General features: G+C 72.0%; 22 protein-coding genes. 20 read left to right on the top strand and 2 right to left on the bottom strand.

Features of this window, described 5'->3' with window-relative positions; all coding sequences use genetic code 11:
• Window positions 1-54 precede the first annotated feature (54 nt).
• On the top strand, window positions 55-555 hold the full coding sequence (locus ACFPL3_RS00640; RefSeq protein WP_343937713.1) for a DUF3592 domain-containing protein: 501 nt from the start codon (window positions 55-57) through the stop codon (window positions 553-555).
• Window positions 556-562: 7 nt separating this feature from the next.
• Here the strand turns inward: ACFPL3_RS00640 and ACFPL3_RS00645 are convergent, their stop codons facing one another.
• Window positions 563-1,411: an inositol monophosphatase family protein gene (locus ACFPL3_RS00645; protein WP_343937711.1), complete on the bottom strand. Its 849-nt coding sequence runs from the start codon at window positions 1,409-1,411 to the stop codon at window positions 563-565.
• A 154-nt stretch (window positions 1,412-1,565) separates the two neighbouring features.
• Between ACFPL3_RS00645 and ACFPL3_RS00650 the strand changes: the two genes are divergently transcribed.
• Both ACFPL3_RS00650 and ACFPL3_RS00655 read left to right on the top strand, forming a co-directional pair.
• Complete coding sequence (locus tag ACFPL3_RS00650) at window positions 1,566-2,720, top strand: glycosyltransferase family 4 protein (protein ID WP_343937709.1); 1,155 nt, start codon at window positions 1,566-1,568, stop codon at window positions 2,718-2,720.
• Between the two features lie 12 nt (window positions 2,721-2,732).
• Window positions 2,733-3,839: a glycosyltransferase gene (locus ACFPL3_RS00655; protein WP_379588340.1), complete on the top strand. Its 1,107-nt coding sequence runs from the start codon at window positions 2,733-2,735 to the stop codon at window positions 3,837-3,839.
• Between the two features lie 10 nt (window positions 3,840-3,849).
• Here the strand turns inward: ACFPL3_RS00655 and ACFPL3_RS00660 are convergent, their stop codons facing one another.
• Window positions 3,850-4,545, bottom strand: a complete 696-nt coding sequence (locus ACFPL3_RS00660; protein WP_343937769.1) for a TetR/AcrR family transcriptional regulator — start codon at window positions 4,543-4,545, stop codon at window positions 3,850-3,852.
• Between the two features lie 151 nt (window positions 4,546-4,696).
• Here ACFPL3_RS00660 and ACFPL3_RS00665 point away from each other — a divergent pair, with 151 nt between their 5' ends.
• The 17 genes from ACFPL3_RS00665 to ACFPL3_RS00745 all read left to right on the top strand — a co-directional run bounded on the left by ACFPL3_RS00665 (window position 4,697) and on the right by ACFPL3_RS00745 (window position 23,445).
• The gene (locus ACFPL3_RS00665; protein WP_343937705.1) at window positions 4,697-5,434 is read left to right on the top strand and encodes an SDR family oxidoreductase; all 738 of its coding nucleotides are present in this window, start codon (window positions 4,697-4,699) and stop codon (window positions 5,432-5,434) included.
• Window positions 5,435-5,446: 12 nt separating this feature from the next.
• Window positions 5,447-6,337, top strand: coding sequence for an SDR family oxidoreductase (locus ACFPL3_RS00670; RefSeq protein ID WP_343937703.1), 891 nt, complete (start codon window positions 5,447-5,449; stop codon window positions 6,335-6,337).
• Window positions 6,338-6,899: 562 nt separating this feature from the next.
• Window positions 6,900-7,586, top strand: a complete 687-nt coding sequence (locus tag ACFPL3_RS00675; protein WP_343937701.1) for a demethylmenaquinone methyltransferase — start codon at window positions 6,900-6,902, stop codon at window positions 7,584-7,586.
• A 99-nt stretch (window positions 7,587-7,685) separates the two neighbouring features.
• Window positions 7,686-8,978, top strand: coding sequence for a geranylgeranyl reductase family protein (locus ACFPL3_RS00680; protein ID WP_343937699.1), 1,293 nt, complete (start codon window positions 7,686-7,688; stop codon window positions 8,976-8,978).
• Window positions 8,979-9,094: 116 nt separating this feature from the next.
• Window positions 9,095-9,460 carry an NADH-quinone oxidoreductase subunit A gene (locus tag ACFPL3_RS00685; RefSeq protein WP_343937697.1) on the top strand — a complete coding sequence of 122 codons (366 nt, stop codon included), beginning with the start codon at window positions 9,095-9,097 and terminating at the stop codon, window positions 9,458-9,460.
• Window position 9,461: 1 nt separating this feature from the next.
• Complete coding sequence (locus tag ACFPL3_RS00690; RefSeq protein ID WP_343937695.1) at window positions 9,462-10,013, top strand: NuoB/complex I 20 kDa subunit family protein; 552 nt, start codon at window positions 9,462-9,464, stop codon at window positions 10,011-10,013.
• Window positions 10,014-10,019: 6 nt separating this feature from the next.
• Window positions 10,020-10,889, top strand: coding sequence for an NADH-quinone oxidoreductase subunit C (locus tag ACFPL3_RS00695; RefSeq protein ID WP_343937693.1), 870 nt, complete (start codon window positions 10,020-10,022; stop codon window positions 10,887-10,889).
• A gap of 5 nt (window positions 10,890-10,894) precedes the next feature.
• Window positions 10,895-12,238, top strand: coding sequence for an NADH-quinone oxidoreductase subunit D (locus ACFPL3_RS00700; protein WP_343937767.1), 1,344 nt, complete (start codon window positions 10,895-10,897; stop codon window positions 12,236-12,238).
• Window positions 12,239-12,269: 31 nt separating this feature from the next.
• Window positions 12,270-13,070 (top strand): NADH-quinone oxidoreductase subunit NuoE, encoded by an 801-nt coding sequence (nuoE, locus tag ACFPL3_RS00705; RefSeq protein ID WP_343937691.1) that lies wholly within the window; start codon window positions 12,270-12,272, stop codon window positions 13,068-13,070.
• A 2-nt stretch (window positions 13,071-13,072) separates the two neighbouring features.
• Window positions 13,073-14,389, top strand: coding sequence for an NADH-quinone oxidoreductase subunit NuoF (gene nuoF, locus ACFPL3_RS00710; protein ID WP_343937689.1), 1,317 nt, complete (start codon window positions 13,073-13,075; stop codon window positions 14,387-14,389).
• Window positions 14,386-16,839 (top strand): NADH-quinone oxidoreductase subunit G, encoded by a 2,454-nt coding sequence (locus ACFPL3_RS00715; RefSeq protein ID WP_379588341.1) that lies wholly within the window; start codon window positions 14,386-14,388, stop codon window positions 16,837-16,839. The genes nuoF and ACFPL3_RS00715 overlap by 4 nt, the downstream gene beginning before the upstream one ends.
• Before the next feature lie 23 nt (window positions 16,840-16,862).
• On the top strand, window positions 16,863-18,146 hold the full coding sequence (gene nuoH / locus ACFPL3_RS00720; protein WP_343945002.1) for an NADH-quinone oxidoreductase subunit NuoH: 1,284 nt from the start codon (window positions 16,863-16,865) through the stop codon (window positions 18,144-18,146).
• Window positions 18,147-18,689, top strand: coding sequence for an NADH-quinone oxidoreductase subunit NuoI (nuoI, locus tag ACFPL3_RS00725; RefSeq protein ID WP_343944999.1), 543 nt, complete (start codon window positions 18,147-18,149; stop codon window positions 18,687-18,689).
• Complete coding sequence (locus ACFPL3_RS00730; protein ID WP_343944998.1) at window positions 18,686-19,516, top strand: NADH-quinone oxidoreductase subunit J; 831 nt, start codon at window positions 18,686-18,688, stop codon at window positions 19,514-19,516. The genes nuoI and ACFPL3_RS00730 overlap by 4 nt, the downstream gene beginning before the upstream one ends.
• Window positions 19,513-19,812, top strand: coding sequence for an NADH-quinone oxidoreductase subunit NuoK (gene nuoK, locus ACFPL3_RS00735; RefSeq protein ID WP_343944997.1), 300 nt, complete (start codon window positions 19,513-19,515; stop codon window positions 19,810-19,812). The genes ACFPL3_RS00730 and nuoK overlap by 4 nt, the downstream gene beginning before the upstream one ends.
• A gap of 82 nt (window positions 19,813-19,894) precedes the next feature.
• Complete coding sequence (nuoL, locus tag ACFPL3_RS00740; RefSeq protein WP_379588383.1) at window positions 19,895-21,847, top strand: NADH-quinone oxidoreductase subunit L; 1,953 nt, start codon at window positions 19,895-19,897, stop codon at window positions 21,845-21,847.
• Window positions 21,844-23,445, top strand: coding sequence for an NADH-quinone oxidoreductase subunit M (locus ACFPL3_RS00745; RefSeq protein WP_343944995.1), 1,602 nt, complete (start codon window positions 21,844-21,846; stop codon window positions 23,443-23,445). Before nuoL ends, ACFPL3_RS00745 begins: the two co-directional genes overlap by 4 nt.
• Window positions 23,446-23,447 lie beyond the last annotated feature (2 nt).

A 23,447-nucleotide genomic window follows, 5' to 3' on the forward strand; every position in this document is an offset into this window, starting at 1 on the left:
CCGGGAGGTACCGGCCACACCGGGCCGTCAACCAGGCCTCATACGATGGGGGACGTGACGAGTGGCACGCAGACGACAGGCGGCCGGCGCCCCCGCGCGGTCGACGAGCTGGCATCGCTGCTCCGCCCGGTCGCGCAGTTCGCCTCCACCCGGTCCGCCGAGATCGTCGCAGGTGTCGCTGTGCTCGCCACCGTGCTCGGCCTGCTCGTCGTGGCCGGTGCGGCCGCTGACGACCGCGCCATCTCGGCCAACCCGGGCTACGCCCAGGCCGAGGTGCTGGAGGGGTCCACCTTCGCGCGCACGGTCGTCCGGTTCACCGTGGCCAGCGGCGAGATCGTGGTGCCGGAGAAGGGGGTCTTCTACCCCTCCGGCCTCCAGGTGGGCGATTCGGTGGCGGTCGAGTACGACCTCGGCAACCCCGAGCTCGTCCGGGTGGCCGGGAGCAACGCGTTCAGCGAGGCCGTCCCGCTCCTGCTCGCGCTCCTCGCGGTGTGGGCGGTGCTGGGTCCGATCGCGCTGTGGCTGCGCCGCCGTCGCCGCGCCGCGGCCGGCTGAGCGGGGGCTACCCGGTGGCCGCGCGCCACCAGCCGAGCACGGCGTCGAGCGCGCCCGGCACCGCCACGATCATCGTGTCGCGGGGCAGCGGGTCGGGCCGCCCGTCCCCGTCGACGACCACGGCGCCCGCCTCGGCCGCGAGGCAGGCGGCGCCCGCCACGTCCCACTCGCGGTGGCCCTCCAGCACCGCCGCCACGGCGTGCCCGAGGGCCACCTGGGTGACCGCGAGCGCGGACGAGCCCAGCGAGCGGATCCCGGCGTGGCCCGCGGCGGCCTGCCGCGTGAAGCCGGCCGTGCGGTCGGGGCCGAGCTCGGCGCAGATCAGCCCGCCAGCGGGGGCACGGGGCACGACCCGGACCGGCACGCCGTTCGCCCGCACCCCTCGACCGCGGGCGGCGGCGTAGATCTGGGCCCGGCTCGGGTCGGCGATCACCCCCACGACCGGCCCGGAGGCGTCCACCAGCGCGAGACTGTAGGCGCACCACGGAAATCCCGCGACGTAATTCGCGGTGCCGTCCACCGGGTCCACCACCCACCGGTACGGGGCGCGGTGCGCGCCGGGATCGGCGCCCTCGGTGAGAGCGCCGTACTCCTCGCCGACCACGGGCACGCCCGGGAACTCGGCGGCGAGCACGCGGCGGGTGTGCCGCTCCAGGGTCCGGTCGGTGTCGGTGACCCAGTCGAAGGGGTTGGCCGCGGGCGCGGTCCCGTCGGGGCGCTCCCGGCCGGCGGTGGCCGTGATCACCTCGGCCGCGTCGTTGGCGAGCCGCCCCGCCACCTCGAGGGCGTGGGACAGCAGTCCCGCCTCCACCGGGAGCGGGGCCGGGGGCGCTCCCGGATCCTGCTGGACGGTCATGTGGCCCGAGCGTCACCGGCTCCGGTGTCCCCGGTGCGTCCCGCAGGTGACGTGCCGGCCAGCACCCGGCCAACTGTGTGCCGGACACGGGGAATTGGCCCCCCGTTCGGGGCGATGCCACCGGGGAGATCCCCGGCCGGAGCACGGTGCCACCGTGCGCGTCGCGATCGTCTCCGAATGCTTCCTCCCAGTGGTCAACGGCGTCACGAACTCGGTGCTCCGGGTCGTGGAGCACCTCACCGCCGCGGGCCACGACGTTCTCGTCGTGGCCCCCGGCGCGGACGGCCCCACCGAGTACGCGGGCGCGCCGGTCGTGCGGATCCGGGAGATGAACCTCCCGGTGGTCTCGTCGATGCCGGTCGGCGTGCCGAGCAGGCGCGTGCTGACGGCCCTGCGCGAGTTCGGGCCGGACGTCGTCCACCTCGCGGCGCCGTTCGTCGTCGGCTACCGGGGGCTCGCTGCGGCGCGCAGGCTGGGCATCCCGACGGTCGCGGTCTACCAGACCGACGTGGCGGGCTTCGCCGCCTCCTACGGCCTCGGCCTCACCGCCCGCGCGGCGTGGCGCTGGACGTGCCGGCTGCACGGCCTGGCCGACCGCACGCTCGCCCCGTCGAGCTGGGCCACCGCGGCGCTGCGGGCGCGCGGCGTGCCGCGGGTGCACCGGTGGGCGCGCGGCGTCGACACCCGGCGCTTCACCCCGTCGAAGCGCGACGAGGGGCTGCGCGCCGAGTTGGCCCCTGGCGGTGAGCTGCTGGTGGGGTACGTGGGGCGGCTGGCGCCGGAGAAGCAGGTGGAGCGCCTCGCCACGCTGCGCGGGCAGCCCGGCACGCGGCTCGTGGTGGTGGGCGGCGGGCCGAGCGAGGAGCGACTGCGCGCGGCCCTGCCCGAGGCGGCGTTCCTCGGCTTCCGGGAGGGCGACGAGCTCGCCAGCATCTACGCGTCGCTGGACGTGTTCGTGCACACCGGGCCGTCGGAGACGTTCTGCCAGGCCGTGCAGGAGGCGCTCGCGTCCGGCCTGCCCGTGGTGGCGCCGGACGCGGGTGGCCCGCGCGACCTCGTGCTGCCCGGCCGCACCGGCTTCCTGGTGCCACCACACCCCGAAGGTGCCTCGGCGGACGACCCGGTGGCGCGGGCCGCGGACTCCGAACTGCGAGCCGCCGTGGCGGCGCTCGCCGACCCGCAGCTGCGCCGCCGGTTCGGGGAGGCCGCGCGCCGCTCGGTGCTGCGCCGCACGTGGTCGGCCGTCTGCGACGAGCTGCTCGTGCACTACGCCGAGGTCATCGGCGGGCGCGCGGCAGCGGCCGCATAGCCGGGGGCCTGGTTGCGGATCGTCCAGCTGGCCAACTTCTACGGCCCGCGCTCCGGCGGGCTGCGCACCGCGCTGCACCACCTCGGCGCGGGCTACCGGGCCCGGGGGCACGAGGTCGTGCTGGTGGTGCCGGGTCCGCGGGGTGCCGACGAGCTCCTGCCCTCCGGGATCCGGCGCATCACCGTGGCGGCGCCCCGCCTGCCCGGCACCGGCGGCTACCGGGCCGTCGACCCGTGGCGGGTGCAGCGGCTGCTCGAACGGCTGCGACCGGACGCGATCGAGGTGTCCGACCGGTTGACGCTACGCGGGCTCGGCGCGTGGTCCGCCCGCCACGGCGTGCCGAGCGTGGTGCTGTCGCACGAGCGGCTCGACCGGCTGCTCGCGCAGTTCCTGCTCCCCGCCGCGGCCGCCCGGCGCGTCGCCGACGTGGCGAACGCGCGCATGGCCGCCGCGTACGACACGGTCGTCTGCACCACGTCGTTCGCGCGGGCCGAGTTCGACCGGATCGGGGCGCGCAACGTCGCCCAGGTGCCGCTCGGCGTCGACCTGGTGGCGTTCTCGCCGCTGCACCACGACCCCGGCCTGCGGTCCGGGCTGGCCGCGGGCGCCGACACCCTCCTCGTGCACTGCGGCCGGCTCTCGCCGGAGAAGCACCCGGAGCGCAGCATCGACACCGTCGCCGCGCTGCGGGCGGCGGGTCACCGGGTGCGGCTGGTGGTGGCGGGGGACGGTCCGCGCCGGGCCGCGCTCGAGCGGCGGGCCGCCGGGCTGCCGGTGACGTTCGTCGGGTTCGTGCGCCACCGCGGGCAGCTCGCCCGGCTGCTGGCATCGGCCGACGTGTCGCTCGCCCCCGGCCCGCACGAGACGTTCGGGCTGTCGGCGCTGGAGGCGCTCGCCAGCGGCACGCCGGTGGTGGTGTCGGCGTCCTCGGCGCTGCCGGAGATCGTCGGCCCGTCGGGCGCCGCCGCACCCGACCGGCCCGAGGCGTTCGCCGCGGGCGTCACCACGCTGCTCGCGGCCGACGAGGCGGCCCGCCGCGCTGCGGCCCGGGCGCGCGCCGAGCAGTTCGGCTGGCCGGCCGCGGTGGCCGGGATGCTGGGCACACTGGCCGCGTCTTGACGCCGCGCGCCTATCGGGGCTGCCCGGCGAGGGTGTCCAGCCAGTGCAGCAGGAGCGCGGTCTCGGGCTCACCGAGCTCGGCCGGGCGGTCGCGCAGCACGGCGGACAGCTGCAGCGCGGCCACCACGAGCGGGTCCCGGTCGCCGGGGGTGGGGGCGTCGGCGGCGCGCTCCGGCACGAGCAAGGCGGCGTGGACGGCGTCGCGCACCCGCCGCGACAGCTCCGGGTCGGGGTAGTTCTCGGGCTGGGTGACCAGGTTGAGCGCCACCCCGATGTTCGCCGACATGATCATCTGGGCCGCGGTCTCCGGGTCGACGCGCAGCACGCCCGCGGCCGCGCAGCGGTCGAGGACCTCGCGCAGCAGGCGCATCGCCTCCTGGGCCGCCGACGGGACGGTGGCGAAGCCCGGGGAGAACATCAGCCGGTAGACGGCCGGGTGCGCCATGGCGAACTCGACGTGGGTGTCCCACCCGTTGCGCAGGTCGACCACCGGGTCGGCCGACGGCGCGGCGGCGCGCTTCGTGGCCAGGTAGCGGTCGAACCCGTAGTCGACGAGCGCGCTGAGCAGGCCGTTCTTGTCGCCGAAGAGGCGGTACAGGACGGGCGCCCCGACTCCGACCTTGTCGCACACCGCCCGGGTGGCGATGTCGCGGTCCGGTGAGGCGTCCAGGAGTTCCTCGGCGGCGTCGAGCATCCGCGTGCGCATGTCCACGCGGCCATCGTAGCGCCACTAACGCTGAGAGATATCGGTGTTACGCACGTCATAGCGTCGATCCTTGGAAACCGTAGCGAGGTTACGACGGCGAGGTTAGCGTCGTTCTCGAACGAACGGAACAACGTTACGAAGGAGCGGGATCATGACCCAGAGCACTCCCCGCGTCGCGATCGTGACCGGCGGCTCCGGCGGGATCGGGCGGGCCGTCGCCGAGCGGCTCGCCGCCGACGGGATGACCGTCCTCGTGCACTACGCGGGCAACCCCGCACGTGCCGAGGAGACGGTGCAGGCGATCGTCGCCGCCGGCGGCACGGCCACCGCCGCCCGGGCCGACGTGGCCGACGAGCACGAGGTGGCAGCCCTCTTCGACGAGGCGGAACAGCGCTACGGCGGCGTCGACGTCGTCGTGCACACGGCCGGGATCATGCTGCTGTCCCCGCTCGCCGAGCTCGACCTCGACGACCTCGACCGGATGCACCGCACCAACATCCGCGGCACGTTCGTGGTCGACCGGGAAGCGGCCCGCCGCGTGCGGCGCGGCGGCGCGATCATCAACTTCTCCACGTCGGTCACCAGGATCGCTCTACCGACCTACGCCGCCTACGCCGCCAGCAAGGGCGCGGTGGACGCGATGACCCTGATCCTCGCCAGGGAGCTGCGCGGCCGCGACATCACCGTGAACGCCGTGGCCCCCGGGCCCACCGCCACCCCGCTGTTCCTGGAGGGCAAGGAGCAGTCGGTGGTCGACCACATGGCGTCGATGGCGCCGCTCGAGCGACTCGGGACGCCCGACGACATCGCCGAGGCCGTCTCCTTCCTCGCCGGCCCGGCCCGGTGGATCAACGGGCAGGTCGTCCACGCCAACGGCGGAATCATCTGAGGGGCGGGAACCATGTCGAAGAACATCGTCGTCACCGGCGCGTCCAGCGGGTTCGGCGCGCTGACCGCGCGGGCCCTCGCCGGGGCGGGGCACACCGTGTACGCCGGCATGCGGGAGACCGCGGGCCGCAACGCCCCCGCCGTCACCGCGCTGCGCGAGTACGCGGCCGAGCACGACGTCGACCTGCGGGCCGTCGAGATGGACGTCGCCGACCAGGCCTCGGTCGACGCGGCGATCGCGCGCGTCGTCGCCGACACCGGAAGGCTCGACGTCGTCGTGCACAACGCGGGCCACATGGTGCTGGGGCCCGCCGAGGCGTTCACGTCCGAGCAGCTCGCGGCCGTCTACGACGCCAACGTGCTGTCGACCCAGCGCGTCAACCGCGCGGCTCTGCCGCACCTGCGCGCACAGGGCGACGGCCTGCTCGTGTGGGTCGGCTCCAGCAGCAGCCGCGGCGGCACCCCGCCCTACCTGGCGCCCTACTTCGCGGCCAAGGCCGCGGGCGACGCGCTGGCCGTGAGCTACGCGGCCGAGGTCGCCCGGTTCGGCATCGACACGACGATCGTCGTGCCGGGTGCCTTCACGAGGGGGACGAACCACTTCGCCCACGCCGGCCACCCGCAGGACGCGGACGTCGTGGCCGCCTACGAGGAGCGCTACGCGGGCCTCCTCGACCAGGTGGCGCAGCGCCTCGCCGCGCTCGTGCCCGCCGACGCCGACCCGGCCGAGGTGGCCCGCCAGATCGCGCGCGTGGTCGGCCTCCCCAAGGGGGAGCGCCCGCTCCGCGTGCACGTCGACCCCGCGCACGACGGCGCCGAGGAGGTCTTCGACCACGGCGACCGCATCCGCGCCGACTTCTACCGGCGCATCGGGCTGGAGGACCTGCTGCACCCCGCCGCGTGACCCGCGTCCCCGGCGATCGCTCGCACGTCGGTGATGGCGCTCACGCACCACCAGTCGCGCTCGCACACCGACTGCAACCGGTGTGTCGGCGCGACAACCGGTGTGTGGGGCCGTCGGGGCTGGGCGCGTCGCGGGTCGCACATCGGTGTTGGTGCTGGCACACCGACTGCAATCGGTGTGTCGGCACGACATCTGGTGTGGGAGGCCGCCGAGGGTGCCCGCGCCGCCGTTCGCACATCGGTGTTGGTGCTGGCACACCGACTGCAATCGGTGTGTCGGCACGACATCTGGTGTGGGAGGCCGCCGAGGGTGCCCGCGCCGCCGCTCGCACATCGGTGTTGGTGCTGGCACACCGACTGCAATCGGTGTGTCAGCGCGACATCTGGTGTGGGAGGCCGCCGAGCCGGCCACGCCGCCGCTCGCACATCGGCATTGCCGCTCGCGCATCGGTTGCAGCCGGTGTGCCGGAGCGACAACCGGTGCGCGGGGCGACCGGGCCGGGCGGGACGGACATGCTCACCGCCGACGGCCGGACGATGACCTGCGGGTAGCGTTCCCGGCCGTGAGCAGGGCCGAGCTCGACAAGGACCCGCACGCCGTCGCCACGATGTTCGACGGCGTCGCGCGCCGCTACGACCTGACGAACACCGTGCTCACGGCGGGTCAGGACCGGCGCTGGCGGCGCCTCACGCGGGAGGCGCTCGGGCTGCGCCCCGGCGAGCGGGTGCTGGACCTCGCCGCGGGCACCGCGGTCTCGACGGTGGAGCTGCGCCGCTCGGGGGCGTGGTGCGTGGCTGCGGACTTCTCGCTCGGCATGCTGCGGGCGGGCGCGCACCGGCCGGTGCCGAAGGTGGCCGCCGACGCGCTGCACCTGCCGTTCCGCGACGGCGCGTTCGACGCCGTCACGATCTCCTTCGGGCTGCGCAACATCGCCGACACGGACGCCGCGCTCGCCGAGCTCGCGCGGGTGACGCGGCCGGGCGGGCGGCTGGTGGTGTGCGAGTTCGGCAGGCCGACCGTCGCGCCGTTCCGGGCGGTCTACTACGCGGGGCTCGAGCACGTGCTGCCCGCGATCGCGCGCCGGGTGTCCAGCAACCCGGAGGCGTACGTCTACCTGGGCGAGTCGATCCGCGACTGGCCGGCCCAGCCGGAGCTCGCCGCCCGCATCGCAGCGGCCGGCTGGACGGGTGTGGGGTGGCGCAACCTCGCCCTCGGCGCGGTGGCGCTGCACCGTGCCGTCCGCGGCTGAGGGGCGCCGGACAGCTCCTCTGACCACCTGCGCGGGCGTCGCTCGACCAGGGTGCTTAGACTCAGGGGCGACTTCGTGAATCCGTTCACAAGGAGCCGCATGGCCGCGCCCGAACCCACCACATCGGACGCCGACGTCATCGTCGTCGGCGCGGGTCCCGCCGGATCCACGGCAGCGGCGTACCTCGCCAGGGCCGGTCTGGACGTACTGCTGCTGGAGAAGTCCACGTTCCCGCGGCCGAAGGTCTGCGGCGACGGCTTCACGCCGCGTGGGATGAAGCAGCTCATCGACCTCGGGATCGACTGCTCCGAGGAGAACGGCTGGCTGCACAACAAGGGCCTGCGGGTCGTCGGCGGCGGGGTCACCCTCGAACTGGCCTGGCCCACGCTCGCGAACTTCCCCGACTTCGGCGCCGTGCGTCCCCGCCAGGACTTCGACGAGCTGCTCGTGCGGCACGCCGAGAAGCTGGGTGCCCGGTTGCAGGAGGACACCACCGTCACCGAGGCGGTCACCGACGAGCGCACCGGGCGGGTCGTCGGTGTGCGGGGCACGGTCGGGAAGGGCAAGGACAAGCGGCCCGTCTCCTACCGCGCGCCGCTCACGCTGGCCTGCGACGGGGTGAGCGCCCGGCTGGCGCTCTCGCTCGGCATGGCCAAGCGCGAGGACCGGCCCATGGGCGTGGCCGTGCGCCGCTACTACACCTCGCCGCGCACCCACGACGACCACCTCGAGAGCCACCTCGAGCTGTGGGACCGCTCCGACCCGGCCAACCCCAAGCTGCTGCCCGGCTACGGCTGGATCTTCGGCATGGGCGACGGCACGTCGAACGTGGGGCTCGGGATCCTGTCCACCTCCAAGGCCTACGGCAACACCGACTACCGCGCACTGCTCAAGTCGTGGCTCGACGGCACGCCGGAGGAGTGGGGGTACCGGGACGAGAACGCGCTCGGCACCGTCGGTGGCGCCGCGTTGCCGATGGGCTTCAACCGCACCCCGCACTACCGGCCGGGCCTGCTGCTGGTGGGTGACGCGGGCGGCATGGTCAACCCGTTCAACGGGGAGGGCATCGCCTACGCGATGGAGTCGGCGTCCATCGCGGCCCGCTGCGCGGTGCAGGCCCACGCGCGCAGCGGTTCGTCGGCCGAGGCGGCGCTCGGCGGCTACCCGGTGGCCATGAGCCAGGCGCTGGGGAGCTACTACCGGATCGGCAACCTGTTCTCCAAGCTGATCGGCAACCCGACGATCATGGGGATGGCCACGAAGTACGGCCTCCCGCGTGTCACGCTCATGCGCTTCATCCTGAAGCTGCTCGCCAACCTGTACGACCCCAGGGACGGCGCGGTCAGCGACCGCGTCATCACCGCGATGACCAGGCTCACACCGAGCTTGTAGTAAGGCTTGCCTGGGTCCGATCGGACACCGCGTCCGACCTAGGGTCCCCGGCGGAATCAATAAAGCACAACATCAATCGACAAGACTGCACACGACGACACGACGAGGGTGAACGGATGCTCGATCCCTACCTCCCGCTGGTGCTGCTGTTCGCCCTGGCAGGTGCGTTCGCCCTGTTCTCGGTGACAGCGGCGCCGTACGTCGGCCCGCGCCGCTACAACCGCGCCAAGCTCGACGCCTACGAGTGCGGCATCGAGCCCTCGCCGGAGCCGGTGGTGGGCGGCGGCCGGATGCCGGTCGCCTACTACCTCACGGCGATGCTGTTCATCCTGTTCGACATCGAGATGGTCTTCCTCTACCCGTTCGCGGTGAGCGCCGACGCGCTCGGCCTGTTCGGGCTCGTGGAGATCGTGCTGTTCATCGTCACGGTCGGCTTCGCGTACGTCTACGTGTGGCGACGCGGCGGGCTGGATTGGAACTGAGATGGGTCTCGAAGAGCACCTGCCCAGCGGCGTACTGCTGACCAGCGTCGAGAAGCTGGTCAACTGGACGCGCAAGTCGTCGCTGTGGCCCGCCACGTTCGGGCTCGCCTGTTGCGCCATCGAGATGATGACCACCGGCGCGCCCCGCTACGACCTCGCCCGCTTCGGCATGGAGGTCTTCCGGGCCTCGCCGCGCCAGGCCGATCTGATGATCGTCGCCGGCCGGGTGAGCAACAAGATGGCGCCGGTCCTGCGCCAGATCTACGACCAGATGCCCGAGCCGCGCTGGGTGCTCGCGATGGGCGTGTGCGCCTCGTCCGGCGGGATGTTCAACAACTACGCGATCGTGCAGGGCGTCGACCACGTCGTGCCCGTCGACATGTACCTGCCGGGCTGCCCGCCGCGGCCGGAGATGCTGATGGACGCGATCCTCAAGATCCACGCCAAGATCATGGACGAGCCGCTCGGCCACCGCAGGGCCGCCGAGCTGGCCGCGAGCGGCCACAAGACGGAGCTCGTGCCCTCGTCGATCAAGTACGCGAAGAAGAAGTGACGCGCCATGGCTGACGAGAACACCGGCACCTCGAAGGACGGCGCGGAGCGCACCGGCGCACCGCAGTCCTCGGCGCAGCAGAGCGGTTCCGACGCCGCCGAGCAGCGGGCGCGCGGCGCGCAGGACGCCGAGGGCGGTGAGGTCGAGCAGACCTCCGCCCCCGCCGACGCCCCCACGGCCGTCGACTCCGAGCAGACCACCCCGGAGGGCGGCACCCGCATCGGGCCCACCCGCGAGCGGCGCGGCATGTTCGGCGTCTCCGACGCGGGCGACACCTCCGGGTTCGGCGGCCTGCGGCTGCCCGCGCACGTGCCCGCCCCGGCCGAGCGGCCCTTCGGTGGCTGGTTCGACGACTTCGCCGACGATTTCGGCGAGGCGCTCGACGAGCACGGCATCCCCCGCGGTGCGGTGCAGCAGATCACGATCGACCGCGGTGAGATCACCTTCTACGTGCGGCGCGAGTCGCTCCTCGACATCTGCCGCACCCTGCGCGACGAGGACGGCCTGCGCTTCGAGCTGTGCTCCTCGATCTCGGGCGTCGACTACGGCGTGGACGTGCCGCAGCGGCTGCACGTCGTCTACCACCTGACGTCGATGACCTACCGGCGCCGCATCCGCCTCGAGGTGTCGCTCGACGTCGACGACGCGCACCTGCCGAGCGTCGTGGAGGTCTACCCCACGGCCGACTGGCACGAGCGCGAGACGTGGGACATGTTCGGCATCGTCTTCGACGGCCACCCGGCGCTCACCCGCATCCTCATGCCGGACGACTGGGACGGCCACCCGCAGCGCAAGGACTACCCGCTCGGCGGGATCCCGGTGGAGTACAAGGGCGCGGAAATTCCGCCCCCGGATCAGAGGCGGTCCTACACGTGACTGAGATCAGGGAAGACACCGCGCGGAGCGAACGCGGAGCGCGCATCGACTCTGTCGCACCTGAGCGGGAGACCACCGAAGGCACTGTTTACACCGTCACGGGCGGCGACTGGGACACGTTCCTCGACGAGGAGCACGACGACCGCATCGTCATCAACATGGGCCCGCAGCACCCGTCCACGCACGGCGTGCTGCGGCTGGTGCTGGAGCTCGAGGGCGAGACGGTGCAGCAGGCCCGGTCGGTGATCGGCTACCTGCACACCGGCATCGAGAAGAACTGCGAGTACCGCACCTGGACCCAGGGCGTCACGTTCGTGACGCGCATGGACTACCTCGCACCGATCTTCAACGAGGTCGGCTACTGCCTGGCCGTGGAGAAGCTGCTGGGCGTCGAGGCGCCGCGGCGCGCGCAGGTGGCCCGCGTGCTGCTGATGGAGATCAACCGCATCGGCTCGCACCTGGTGTGCCTCGCCACCGGCGGCATGGAGCTCGGCGCGCTCACCGGCATGACGGCCGGGTTCCGCGAGCGCGAGGAGGTGCTCCACCTGCTGGAGTTCCTCACCGGTCTGCGCATGAACCACGCGTTCGTGCGGCCGGGTGGGCTCGCCCAGGACCTCCCGGACGGCTGGGAGGAGCGGGTCACCGAGTTCGTCGCGGTCATGCGCAAGCGGCTGCCGGACTACGACAACCTCCTCACCGGGCAGCCGATCTGGCGCCAGCGCCTGGAGAACGTCGGCTACCTGCCGGTGGACGGGTGCCTCGCGCTCGGCGCCACCGGGCCGATCCTGCGCGCGGCCGGGCTGCCCTGGGACCTGCGCAAGGTGGAGCCGTACTGCGGCTACGAGGAGTACGAGTTCGACGTCCCGGTGGCCACCGAGGCCGACTGCTACGCGCGCTACCGGCTGCGGGTCGAGGAGATCCGCCAGTCGCTGCGGATCATCGAGCAGGCCGTCGAGAAGATGGAACCGGGCCCGGTGATGATCGAGGACCGCAAGATCGCCTGGCCGGCGCAGCTGTCCATCGCGTCCGACGGCATGGGCAACAGCCTCGAGCACGTCCGCAAGATCATGGGCCAGTCGATGGAGTCCCTGATCCACCACTTCAAGCTGGTCACCGAGGGCTTCTCGGTGCCTGCGGGCCAGGTGTACACCGCCATCGAGTCGCCGCGCGGCGAGCTGGGCTACCACCTGGTGTCCGACGGTGGCACGAGGCCGGTACGCGTCCACGTGCGGGACCCCAGCTTCGTGAACCTGCAGACGATGCCGGCGATGAGCGAGGGCGGCATGGTCGCGGACGTCATCGCGGCCGTCGCCTCGATCGACCCCGTCATGGGAGGTGTTGACCGGTGACACGTCGACCGGAGCGCAGCGGAGGCGCCCGATGACACTGCCGGAGGGAACCCCGGAGTCGTCCGGCCCGATCACCGGGCCGGAGGAAGTGGTGTTCGAGCCCGTGGTGGAGGACGCCGGGCCTGTCGTCGAGAAGTTCGACGAGCTGACGCGGCAGCGCACCAAGGAGATCATCGCCCGCTACCCGCAGTCGCGGTCGGCGCTGCTGCCGCTGCTGCACCTGGTGCAGTCGGTGGAGGGCCACGTCAGCCAGGACGGGATCCGCTACTGCGCCGAGGCGCTGGAGCTGACCACCGCCGAGGTCTCGGCCGTCGCCACCTTCTACACGATGTACAAGCGCAGGCCGTGCGGTGAGCACCTGGTGAGCGTCTGCACCAACACGCTGTGCGCGGCGCTGGGCGGCGACGACATCTACGAGCGGCTGTCGGAGAAGCTCGGCGTCGGCCACGAGGAGACCGCGGGCGAGCCGGGCACGACCGGCTCGATCACCCTCGAGCACGCCGAGTGCCTCGCGGCGTGCGACCTCGCGCCGGTGCTGCAGGTCAACTACGAGTACTACGACAACCAGACGCCGGAGTCGGCCGACGAGCTGGTGTCGGCGCTGCAGCGGGGCGAGAAGCCCCACCCCACCCGGGGTGCCCCGCTCACCGACTTCCGCACGGTGGAGCTGGAGCTCGCCGGCATCTTCCCGGACCTCGCCGCGAGCGTGGAGGGGCCGTCGGTGGCACCGGAGTCGGTGCGCGGCGCCCAGATCGCCTCGGAGCGCGGCTGGGTGGCCCCGCCGATGCCCGACACCCCGCCCGCGTTCCCCGCTCTTCCGGAGAAGAAGTAGCCATGGTGGACCAACTGACACCGGTGCTCACCCGGCGCTGGCAGTCGCCGCGCTCGTGGTCGATCGACACCTACGAGCAGCTCGAGGGCTACCAGGCCCTGCGCCACGCCCTGACGGCCCACCCCGACCAGCTCATCCAGCTGGTGAAGGACTCCGGCCTGCGCGGACGCGGCGGCGCGGGCTTCCCCACCGGCATGAAGTGGGGCTTCATCCCGCAGGGGCCCACCGGCCCGGGCGCGAAGCCCAAGTACCTCGTGGTGAACGCCGACGAGGGCGAGCCGGGCACCTGCAAGGACATCCCCACGATGATGGCGGACCCGCACTCGCTCATCGAGGGCTGCATCATCACGTGCTTCGCGATCCGCGCGAACTTCTGCGCGATCTACGTGCGCGGCGAGGCCCTGCACTGCATCCGCCGGGTGCGCCGGGCCGTGGAGGAGGCGCGGGCCAAGGGCTACCTCGGCACGAACATCCTCGGCTCCGGGTTCGACCTCGAGATCGTGGTGCACGCCGGCGCGGGCGCCTACATCTGCGGCGAGGAGACGGCGCTGCTCGACTCGCTCGAGGGTCGTCGCGGGCAACCTCGCCTCAAGCCTCCCTTCCCGGCCACGTCGGGGCTCTACGCCTCCCCGACAGTGGTGAACAACGTCGAGACCATCGCCTCGGTTCCCGCCATCGTGATGGGCGGCAGCGAGTGGTTCCGCTCGATGGGCTCGGAGAAGAGCCCCGGCCCGAAGATCTACTCGGTGTCCGGGCACGTCGAGCGCCCCGGCCAGTACGAGGCCCCGCTCGGCACCACCCTGCGGCAGCTCCTCGAGCTGGCGGGCGGCATGAAGGACGGCATCCCGCTGAAGTTCTGGACGCCGGGCGGCTCGTCCACCCCGATCTTCACGGCCGAGCACCTGGACGTCCCGCTCGACTTCGAGGGCGCTGCGGCAGCCGGCTCGATGCTGGGCACCACCGCGGTGCAGGTCTTCAACGAGACCGTGTCGGTGCCGTGGGCGGTCATGAAGTGGACCGAGTTCTACAAGCACGAGTCGTGCGGCAAGTGCACGCCGTGCCGCGAGGGCACGTTCTGGCTGGTGCAGATCCTCGAACGGATGGTGCACGGCGAGGGCACCGAGGCCGACGTCGAGACCATGCTCGACATCTGCGACAACATCCTCGGCCGCTCGTTCTGCGCCCTCGGTGACGGTGCCACCAGCCCGATCACGAGCGCCATCAAGTACTTCCGCCAGGAGTTCCTGGACCTGATCGCGGAGCAGCCCTCCGTGCAGCGTCCGGAGCAGCTGGACGATCTGGTTGGAGCCCAGGCATGACGATCGCCCCCGAGGAGAAGAAGGAGGCGCGGCCCGTCCCCGAGGGCCACGTCCGCCTCACGATCGACGGGATCGAGGTCGACGCCCCCAAGGGCGAGATCCTGATCCGCACGTGCGAGCGGCTCGGGATCATCGTGCCGCGGTTCTGCGACCACCCGCTGCTCGACCCGGCGGGCGCGTGCCGCCAGTGCCTGGTCGAGGTGGAGATGGGCGGCCGGCCGATGCCGAAGCCGCAGGCCAGCTGCACCATGACGGTGGCCGACGGCATGGTCGTGAAGACCCAGCACTCCTCTCCGGTGGCCAAGAAGGCCCAGGAGGGGGTGATGGAGCTGCTGCTCATCAACCACCCGCTCGACTGCCCGATCTGCGACAAGGGCGGCGAGTGCCCCCTGCAGAACCAGGCGATGAGCACCGGGCGCACCGACTCCCGGTTCGTCGACCAGAAGCGCACGTTCCCGAAGCCGCTCCCGATCTCCACGCAGGTGCTGCTGGACCGGGAGCGCTGCGTGCTGTGCCAGCGCTGCACCCGGTTCTCCGAGGAGATCGCGGGCGACCCGTTCATCGACCTGCTGGAGCGCGGCGCGCAGCAGCAGATCGGGGTGGCGCAGGACAAGCCGTTCCAGAGCTACTTCTCGGGCAACACGATCCAGATCTGCCCGGTGGGTGCGCTCACCAGCGCCGCGTACCGGTTCCGCTCCCGCCCGTTCGACCTGGTGTCCACGCCGGGCGTCGACGAGCACACCGCGAGCGGCGCGGCACTGCGCATCGACACCCGCCGTGGCACCGTGATGCGTCGCCTCTCGGGCAACGACCCGGAGGTCAACGAGGAGTGGATCGACGACAAGGCCCGGTTCGGGTTCCGGTACCTCAAGTCGAAGGGGCGCATCACGCGCCCGCTCGTGCGCGGCGCCGACGGGCAGCTGCACGAGGAGTCTTGGACCGAGGCGTTGCGCGTCGCGGCGGAGGGCCTGCTCGCCGCCCGTGACGGCGGGATCGGGGTGCTGGCCGGTGGCCGGCTCACCGTCGAGGACGCCTACGCGTACGCCAAGTTCGCCCGCGTCGCGGCCCGCACCAACGACATCGACTTCCGCGCCCGCGCCAACTCGGCCGAGGAGCTGGACTTCCTGGCCTCGCACGTGGTGGGGAAGGGCCCCGAGACCCTCAGCTACACCCGCCTCGAGGCCGCTCCCGCCGTGCTCTGCGTGGCCCTGGAGCCGGAGGAGGAGGCGCCGATCGTCTACCTCCGGCTGCGCAAGGCGGCCCGCAAGCACGGGCAGCGCGTCTTCCACCTCGGTCAGTGGACCACTCCGGCGGTCGAGCGCACGTCGCTGGAGACCGGCGCCGCCGCACCGGCCGCCAAGGACAACCTGATCCCGGCTGTGCCGGGCGCGGAGGCCGCGGTGCTCGCGGATCTGCCGGAGCACGTCGTCGAGGCGCTGCGCGGCGGGGGCGTGGTCCTCGTCGGGGAGCGGGCCGCCGAGGTGCCCGGGCTCTACTCCGCGGTGGCGGCGCTCGGCGAGCGCACCGGTGCGGCGATCGGCTGGGTGCCGCGGCGCGCGGGCGACCGCGGCGCGCTCGACGCGGGCGCCGTGCCCACGCTGCTGCCCGGTGGCCGCCCGGTCACCGACGCCGCCGCACGGGCCGAGGTCGAGCAGGCGTGGGGCCTGGAGGCCGGCGCGCTGCCTGCGCAGCCGGGCCGCGACACCGACGAGATCCTCGCCGCCGCCGCGTCCGGTGAGCTGGCCGCGCTGGTGGTGGGCGGTGTCGACCCCTACGACCTGGCCGACCCGGAGTCGGCGCTGGCCGCCCTGCGCGAGGTCGGCTTCCTCGTGAGCCTGGAGCTGCACACCTCGGCCGTCACCGAGCTGGCCGACGTGGTGCTGCCGGTGGCCCCGGACGCGCAGCGCGCGGGCAGCTACCTGAACTGGGAGGGGCGGCGCTGCGAGTTCGGCCCGGCCCTCGACGCGAGCGGGGTCCTGCCGGACTGCCGGGTGCTCGACACCCTCGCCGTCGAGATGGATGCCGACCTGTTCACGCAGACGCCGGCGGCCGCGGCGGGCGAGTTCGACCGGCTCGGCCGGTGGGCGGGCGCGGCGCCGGCAGCGCCCGCGACGGCGCCCGGCGAGCCGCTGCGGCCCGGGTACGGGCAGGCGGTGCTCGCGAGCTGGCGCCAGCTGCTCGACCACTCGACGCTCACGGTGGACGAGCCCGCGCTGGCGGGCACGGCGCGCCCGGCCTACGTGCGGGTCAACGCCGCCACGGCCGGGGTGCTCGGCCTCACCGAGGGCGCTCCCGCCACCGTGCGCACCGAGCGGGGCGAGATCACGCTCCCGGTGGCGCTGGCCGACCTGCCCGACGGCGTCGTGTGGCTGCCGGGCAACTCCGGTGACTCCCGCGTCCGCACCGTGCTCGGTGTGGGGCACGGCGATCTGGTGGGGGTGACGGCGTGAACGCCGAGGTGCTGGCCCAGGGGCTGACGCCCACGCAGCAGCTGCTGGCGGACGATCCGCTCTGGCTGATCCTGGTCAAGGTGGTCGGCCTCTTCGCGCTCGGTGTGGTCATGACGCTGTTCATGATCAACTGGGAGCGCAAGGTGGTGGGCCGGATGCAGCAGCGTCCCGGCCCGAACCGCACAGGCCCTGGCGGCTGGCTGCAGTCCCTCGCGGACGGGCTGAAGCTGGCCTTCAAGGAAGACATCATGCCCACGATGGCCGACAAGCGCGTGTACTTCATCGCGCCGGTCATCTCCACGATCCCCGCGTTCGTGGCGTTCTCGGTGATCCCGTTCGGCGGCGAGGTGTCGATCTTCGGCGAGCCGACGGTGCTGCAGCTGGTCGACCTGCCGGTCGGAGTGCTGGTGGTGCTCGCCTGCTCCTCGATCGGGGTCTACGGGATCGTGCTCGGCGGCTGGGCGTCCGGGTCGCCGTACCCGCTGCTCGCGGCGCTGCGCAGCGCGGCGCAGGTCATCTCCTACGAGATCGCGCTCGGGCTGTCGATCGTCGGCGTGATCCTCTACGCCGGGTCGCTGTCCACCGCCGACATCGTGGCCGCCCAGGCCAGCGGCTGGTACCTGCTGCTGCTGGCGCCGAGCTTCGTGGTGTTCGTCATCTCGATGGTGGGGGAGACCAACCGCGCCCCGTTCGACCTGCCGGAGGCGGAGTCGGAGCTCGTCGGCGGGTTCCACACCGAGTACTCGTCGCTGAAGTTCGCGCTGTTCTTCCTCGCCGAGTACGTGAACATGGTGACGGTCTCGGCGATGGCCACCACCCTGTTCCTCGGTGGCGGGATGTGGCCGTGGCCGCTGTCGTTCCTCAACTCCAACGGCTGGCTGCAGCTCGTCGCGTTCCTGATCAAGACGTTCGTGTTCCTGTTCATCTTCATCTGGCTGCGGGGCACGCTGCCGCGACTGCGCTACGACCAGTTCATGCGGCTGGGCTGGAAGGTGCTGGTGCCCGGCTCGCTGCTGTGGATCCTGGCGATCTTCGCGATCCGCACGTGGCGCACCAGCGGTGGCCAGGTGTCGGCCCTGCTGATCGGGCTGGGGATCGCGCTGGCTGTGGTGCTGCTGGTGGCGTTCCTGGTGCCCGACCGCAAGGTCGAGGGGCCCGCGCCGGTGGAGCCGGCCTCGAACTACCCGGTGCCCCCGCTGGACCTGGAGGTGCCCAAGCCGCCCCGGCACAAGCTGCGCCGCCGTCGGGTGGAGAGCGCCGTCGAGCCGGAGCGCACGCCCGCGCTCAGTGGCAAGGAGACCGAGTAGATGTTCGACTTCTTCAAGGGCTTCGGCGTCACCTTCGGGACGATGTTCAAGAAGGTCGTCACCGAGGAGTACCCCGAGAACTTCCCGCCGGCCGCGCCGCGCTACCACGGCCGCCACCAGCTCAACCGGCACCCGGACGGACTCGAGAAGTGCGTCGGCTGCGAGCTGTGCGCCTGGGCCTGCCCGGCCGACGCGATCTACGTCGAGGGTGGCGACAACACCGAGGAGGAGCGCTACTCGCCCGGTGAGCGCTACGGTGCGATCTACCAGATCAACTACCTGCGCTGCATCGGCTGCGGCCTGTGCATCGAGGCCTGCCCCACCCGGTCGCTCACGATGACCAACTTCTACGAGCTGGCCGACGACAACCGGCAGGACCTGATCTACACCAAGGAGCAGCTGCTCGCGCCGCTGCTGCCCGGCATGGAGCAGCCACCGCACCCGATGCGGCTCGGCGACGACGAGCAGGACTACTACGTGCAGGGGCCCGTTCTCGCACGCAAGGGCGCCGAGAACGACCCGGTGGGGGAGCAGGTCAAGTGACTCTCGATCTCCTCGCGCAGGCCGCGCCGGACCCGGGCGCCGTCAGCACCGGCGAGGCCGTCGTCTTCTGGATCCTCGGCCCGCTGTCGCTGCTCGGCGCGCTCGGCATGGTGTTCGCCCGCAACGCCGTGCACTCCGCGCTCGCGCTGGTGGGCACGATGTTCAGCCTCGCGGTGTTCTACATCGTGCAGCAGGCGCCGTTCCTCGGCTTCGTGCAGATCATCGTGTACACCGGCGCGATCATGATGCTGTTCCTGTTCGTGATCATGCTGGTCGGCCGGGACAGCTCCGACTCCGTCGTCGAGGTGCTGCGGGGGCAGCGGCTCGCCGCGCTCGCGCTCGGCGTCGGGCTGGCGGCGCTGCTGGTGGCCGCGGTCGGGCGCGCGCTCGTCTCCGTCACCGCCGTGGGCCTGGCCCCCGACGGGCCGGGCTACTCCGGCAACGTCACGGGGCTGGGCGCGCTGATCTTCACCGACTACCTGTTCGCCTTCGAGCTCACCTCGGCGCTGCTCATCACGGCCGCGCTCGGGGCGATGGTGCTCGCCTTCGCGCAGGGGCGCAGCCACACCAAGCGGGGCCAGCGGGCCACCGTCGAGGCGCGGCTGCGCGGTGAGCACGACCGGATCTCCCCACTGCCCGGCCCGGGTGTCTACGCCACCGGCAACTCGGTGGCGGTGCCGGCCGTGCTGCCCGACGGCTCGATCGCGCCGGAGTCGATCTCGTCGATCATCGACGCCACCCCGATCCGCGAGATCGAGGACGAGGCGGGGCACGACGCGCGCGCACTCACCGGCGGTCGTGACGAGAACGCCCAGGAGCCCAAGTGACCCCCACGTACTACCTGCTGCTCTCCGCGCTGCTGTTCTCGATCGGCGCGGTGGGCGTGCTGGTGCGCCGCAACGCGATCGTCGTGTTCATGTGCATCGAGCTGATGCTGAACGCCGTCAACCTCTCGCTCGTCACGTTCGCGCGCATCAACGGTGCGCTCGACGGGCAGGTGATGGCGTTCTTCGTGATGGTCGTCGCCGCGGCCGAGGTCGTCGTCGGTCTCGCGATCATCATGTCGATCTTCCGTACCCGCCGGACCGCGTCGATCGACGACGCGAACCTGCTGAAGTACTAGGCCCCGAAGTGCAGAACCAAGGAGTGCTCCCCGTGTTCAGCCAACGCCACTGCCGGCGGTTCGAGGTGACCTGGTGAACGCCGTGTACGCCGCCGAGCTGCCCCACGTCGTGGCGGCCACCGGCACCGCATCGCTGGCCTGGTTGCTGTTCGTGCTCCCCGCGGCGGGAGCGCTCGTCCTGTTCGTCGCGGGACGGCGCGCTGACGCGTGGGGCCACTGGCTGGGTCTGCTCACGGTGGTGGCGTCGTTCGTCATCGGCCTGCTGATCTTCCTGGAGACCACGAACCTCGCACCCGAGGAGCGCACCCGGGAGCTGTCGCTCTACGAGTGGATCAGCGTCGGTGACCTCTCGGTCGACTTCGGGCTGCGGCTCGACCCGCTGTCGCTCACGTTCGTGCTGCTCATCACCGGTGTCGGTGGTCTGATCCACCTGTACTCGGTGGGCTACATGAGCCACGACCCGGGCCGCAGGCGCTTCTTCGCGCAGCTGAACCTGTTCGTCGCGGCGATGCTGCTGCTGGTGCTCGGCAACAACTTCGTGATGCTCTACCTCGGCTGGGAGGGCGTCGGTCTGGCGTCCTACCTGCTGATCGGCTACTACCAGGACCGCCCGTCGGCCGCCACCGCGGCGAAGAAGGCGTTCCTGATGAACCGCGTCGGCGACGTCGGCCTCGCGATCGCGATCTTCCTGCTGTGGGCCAACCTCGGCACGCTGCAGTACACCGAGGTGTTCGAGCGGATCGGCGAGCTCTCCCCGGGCACGATCCTGGCGATCACCCTGCTGCTCCTGCTCGGCGCGTGCGGCAAGTCCGGCCAGTTCCCGCTGCAGGCGTGGCTCCCGGACGCCATGGAGGGCCCCACGCCGGTGTCGGCGCTGATCCACGCGGCCACCATGGTCACCGCGGGCGTCTACCTCATCGCGCGCATGAACCCGATCTACAACCTCACCGAGAGCGGGCGACTGGTCGTCGCGCTGATCGGCGTGATCACCCTGCTGATCGGGGCGATCATCGGCTGCGCGTACGACGACATCAAGAAGGTGCTCGCCTACTCCACCGTGAGCCAGATCGGCTACATGATCCTCGCGGTGGGGCTGGGCCCGGCCGGATATGCGCTGGGCATCTTCCACCTGCTCACCCACGGCTTCTTCAAGGCGGGGCTCTTCCTCGGCGCCGGTTCGGTGATGCACGCGATGAACGACGACGTGGACATGCGCCGGTTCGGCGGGCTCGCCCGCTACATGCCGATCACGTTCGTGACGTTCGGCCTGGGCTACCTCGCGCTGATCGGCTTCCCGTTCCTGTCCGGGTACTACTCGAAGGACGAGATCATCGGCGCGGCCTTCGGCCAGCCGGGCTGGCAGGGCTGGGTGTTCGGCGGTGCGGCCACGCTCGCGGCGGGGCTCACCGCGTTCTACATGACCCGGCTGATGTTCATGACCTTCTTCGGCGAGAAGCGCTGGGAGAAGCTCAAGAGCTCCGACGGCCACGACTACCACCCGCACGAGTCGCCGTCCGTCATGACGATCCCGATGATCGTGTTGGCGATCGGCTCGGTCGGCGCGGGCTTCCTGCTCAACTACAACCACGTCCTGGTCGACTGGCTCGCTCCCACGCTGGGTGAGCTGGAGGAGCCGCACGGGGGCGTGCTCGCCCACGAGTACGTGCCGTTCCTCGTCGTCGGCTTCTCCGCGCTGGGCGTGCTGATCGCCTGGCTCACCGTCGGGCGCAGGCCCACGCCGGTGGAGCGGCCAGAGCCGGTGTCGCTGCCGGTGCGCGCGGCCCGCAAGGACCTGTACGCCAACGCGATCAACGAGGCGCTCATCGCGCGGCCGGGCACCTGGCTCGCGCGGGCGCTGGTCTACTTCGACAACCGCGGCGTCGACGGCGTGGTCAACGGCACCGCCGCCCTGCTCGGTGGCAGCTCCGGCCGGCTGCGCAGGCTGCAGACCGGGTTCGTCCGCTCGTACGCGCTGTCCATGCTCGGCGGCGGCGTGCTCGTCGTCGCGGCGCTCCTCGCGGTGCGGTTCGCATGACTGGGGGAAGTGTGTTGCTCCTGATCCTGCTGGTGCTGCCGCTCGTCGGCGCGCTGGTCGTGGCGCCGATGACGGGCAACGCGCGCGGCGCCAAGGTCACCGCGATGGCGTTCGCACTGGCCTCGCTGGTGCTCACGGTCATCACGTGGCTGGCGTACTCGCCGTCGGCCGTCGAGAACGGGTCGCGGTTCCAGCTCGAGCTGTCCGTGCCGTGGATCCCGGCGTTCGGCACGTCGTTCGCGCTCGGCGTCGACGGCATCGCGCTCGTGATGCTCGCGCTGATCGCCGTGCTGATGCCGATCGTCATGGGCTTCTCCTGGAACCAGGAGATCCCGGAGGGACGCACGGAGTCGGGCTTCTTCGCGCTGCTGCTGGCCACCCAGGGCCTGCTGGTCGGGGTGTTCGCGGCCACCGACGTGTTCCTGTTCTACGTGTTCTTCGAGGCCATGCTGATCCCGATGTACTTCCTGATCGGGCGCTTCGGCGGCCCGCGCAGGCAGTACGCGGCGGTGAAGTTCTTCCTGTACTCGCTGCTCGGCGGGCTGATCATGCTGGCTTCGGTGATCGGGCTGTACGTCGTGAGCGGCACGGCACTGGGCGAGGCGACCTTCTCCTGGGTGGAGTTGCAGTCGATCGCCGCCACCGTGCCGGAGTCCACGCAGATCTGGCTCTTCCTCGGGTTCTTCGTCGCGTTCGCGATCAAGGCTCCGCTGGTGCCGTTCCACACCTGGCTGCCCGACGCCGGTGCCGAGGCCCCGATCGGGGCCGGTGTGCTGCTCGTCGGTGTGCTGGACAAGGTCGGCACGTTCGGGTTCCTGCGCTACTGCCTGCCCCTGTTCCCGCTGGCCTCGCAGCGGCTCGCGCCGCTCGTGCTCACGCTCGCCGTGATCGGGGTGCTGTACGCCGCGCTGCTGGCGGTGGTGCAGACGGACCTGAAGCGGTTCGTGTCCTACACCTCGATCGCGCACTTCGGCTTCATCGCGCTGGGCATCTTCGCCTTCTCGAGCCAGGCGTTCGCCGGCGCCACGCTCTACATGGTCAACCACGGCATCACCACCGGGATGCTGTTCATCGTGATCGGCTTCCTGATCTCCCGCGGCGGGTCGCGGCTCATCGGCGACTACGGCGGCGTGCACAAGCTCGCCCCGCTGCTGGCGGGCACGTTCCTGCTGGCCGGGCTCGCCTCGCTCGCGCTGCCGGGCACCAACTCGTTCGTCAGCGAGTTCCTGGTGCTGCTCGGCTCGTTCCCGCGGGAGCCCGTCTACACGATCCTGGCCACGGTCGGGATCATCTTCGCCGCCCTGTACGTGCTGTGGGTCTACCAGCAGACCATGCAGGGCCCGGTGCGCGGCGCGGCCGTGCTCGGCGCGCTGGAGCGCGCGGGCGGCCCCGGCACCATGATCGCCCCGGAGGCCGCGGCGAAGAAGGGTGCCTTCCCGGACCTGTCCGGCCGTGAGCTCGCCGTGCTCACGCCGCTGATCGTGCTGATCATCGCGCTCGGCTTCTTCCCCGGGCCGGTGCTCGACGTCATCAACCCGTCGGTCGTGGCCACCCTGAACGAGGTGGGCCTCACCGACCCGGTGGGAGGAATCCAGTGAGC

It is taken from the genome of Pseudonocardia zijingensis, from assembly GCF_042657305.1.
In the GTDB taxonomy this organism is placed as follows: Bacteria; Actinomycetota; Actinomycetes; order Mycobacteriales; family Pseudonocardiaceae; genus Pseudonocardia; species Pseudonocardia zijingensis.

Bases quoted from the DNA above. Each gene is read 5' to 3' on its own strand.
- ACFPL3_RS00715 (WP_379588341.1), top strand. From the start codon at position 14,386: ATGACGATCGCCCCCGAGGAGAAGAAGGAGGCGCGGCCCGTCCCCGAG.
- nuoE (WP_343937691.1), top strand. From the start codon at position 12,270: ATGACACTGCCGGAGGGAACCCCGGAGTCGTCCGGCCCGATCACCGGG.
- ACFPL3_RS00690 (WP_343937695.1), top strand. From the start codon at position 9,462: ATGGGTCTCGAAGAGCACCTGCCCAGCGGCGTACTGCTGACCAGCGTC.
- ACFPL3_RS00680 (WP_343937699.1), top strand. From the start codon at position 7,686: ATGGCCGCGCCCGAACCCACCACATCGGACGCCGACGTCATCGTCGTC.
- ACFPL3_RS00685 (WP_343937697.1), top strand. From the start codon at position 9,095: ATGCTCGATCCCTACCTCCCGCTGGTGCTGCTGTTCGCCCTGGCAGGT.
- ACFPL3_RS00665 (WP_343937705.1), top strand. From the start codon at position 4,697: ATGACCCAGAGCACTCCCCGCGTCGCGATCGTGACCGGCGGCTCCGGC.
- nuoI (WP_343944999.1), top strand. From the start codon at position 18,147: ATGTTCGACTTCTTCAAGGGCTTCGGCGTCACCTTCGGGACGATGTTC.
- ACFPL3_RS00695 (WP_343937693.1), top strand. From the start codon at position 10,020: ATGGCTGACGAGAACACCGGCACCTCGAAGGACGGCGCGGAGCGCACC.
- nuoF (WP_343937689.1), top strand. From the start codon at position 13,073: ATGGTGGACCAACTGACACCGGTGCTCACCCGGCGCTGGCAGTCGCCG.
- ACFPL3_RS00660 (WP_343937769.1), bottom strand. From the start codon at position 4,545: ATGCGCACGCGGATGCTCGACGCCGCCGAGGAACTCCTGGACGCCTCA.
- ACFPL3_RS00745 (WP_343944995.1), top strand. From the start codon at position 21,844: ATGACTGGGGGAAGTGTGTTGCTCCTGATCCTGCTGGTGCTGCCGCTC.
- ACFPL3_RS00670 (WP_343937703.1), top strand. From the start codon at position 5,447: ATGTCGAAGAACATCGTCGTCACCGGCGCGTCCAGCGGGTTCGGCGCG.
- ACFPL3_RS00645 (WP_343937711.1), bottom strand. From the start codon at position 1,411: ATGACCGTCCAGCAGGATCCGGGAGCGCCCCCGGCCCCGCTCCCGGTG.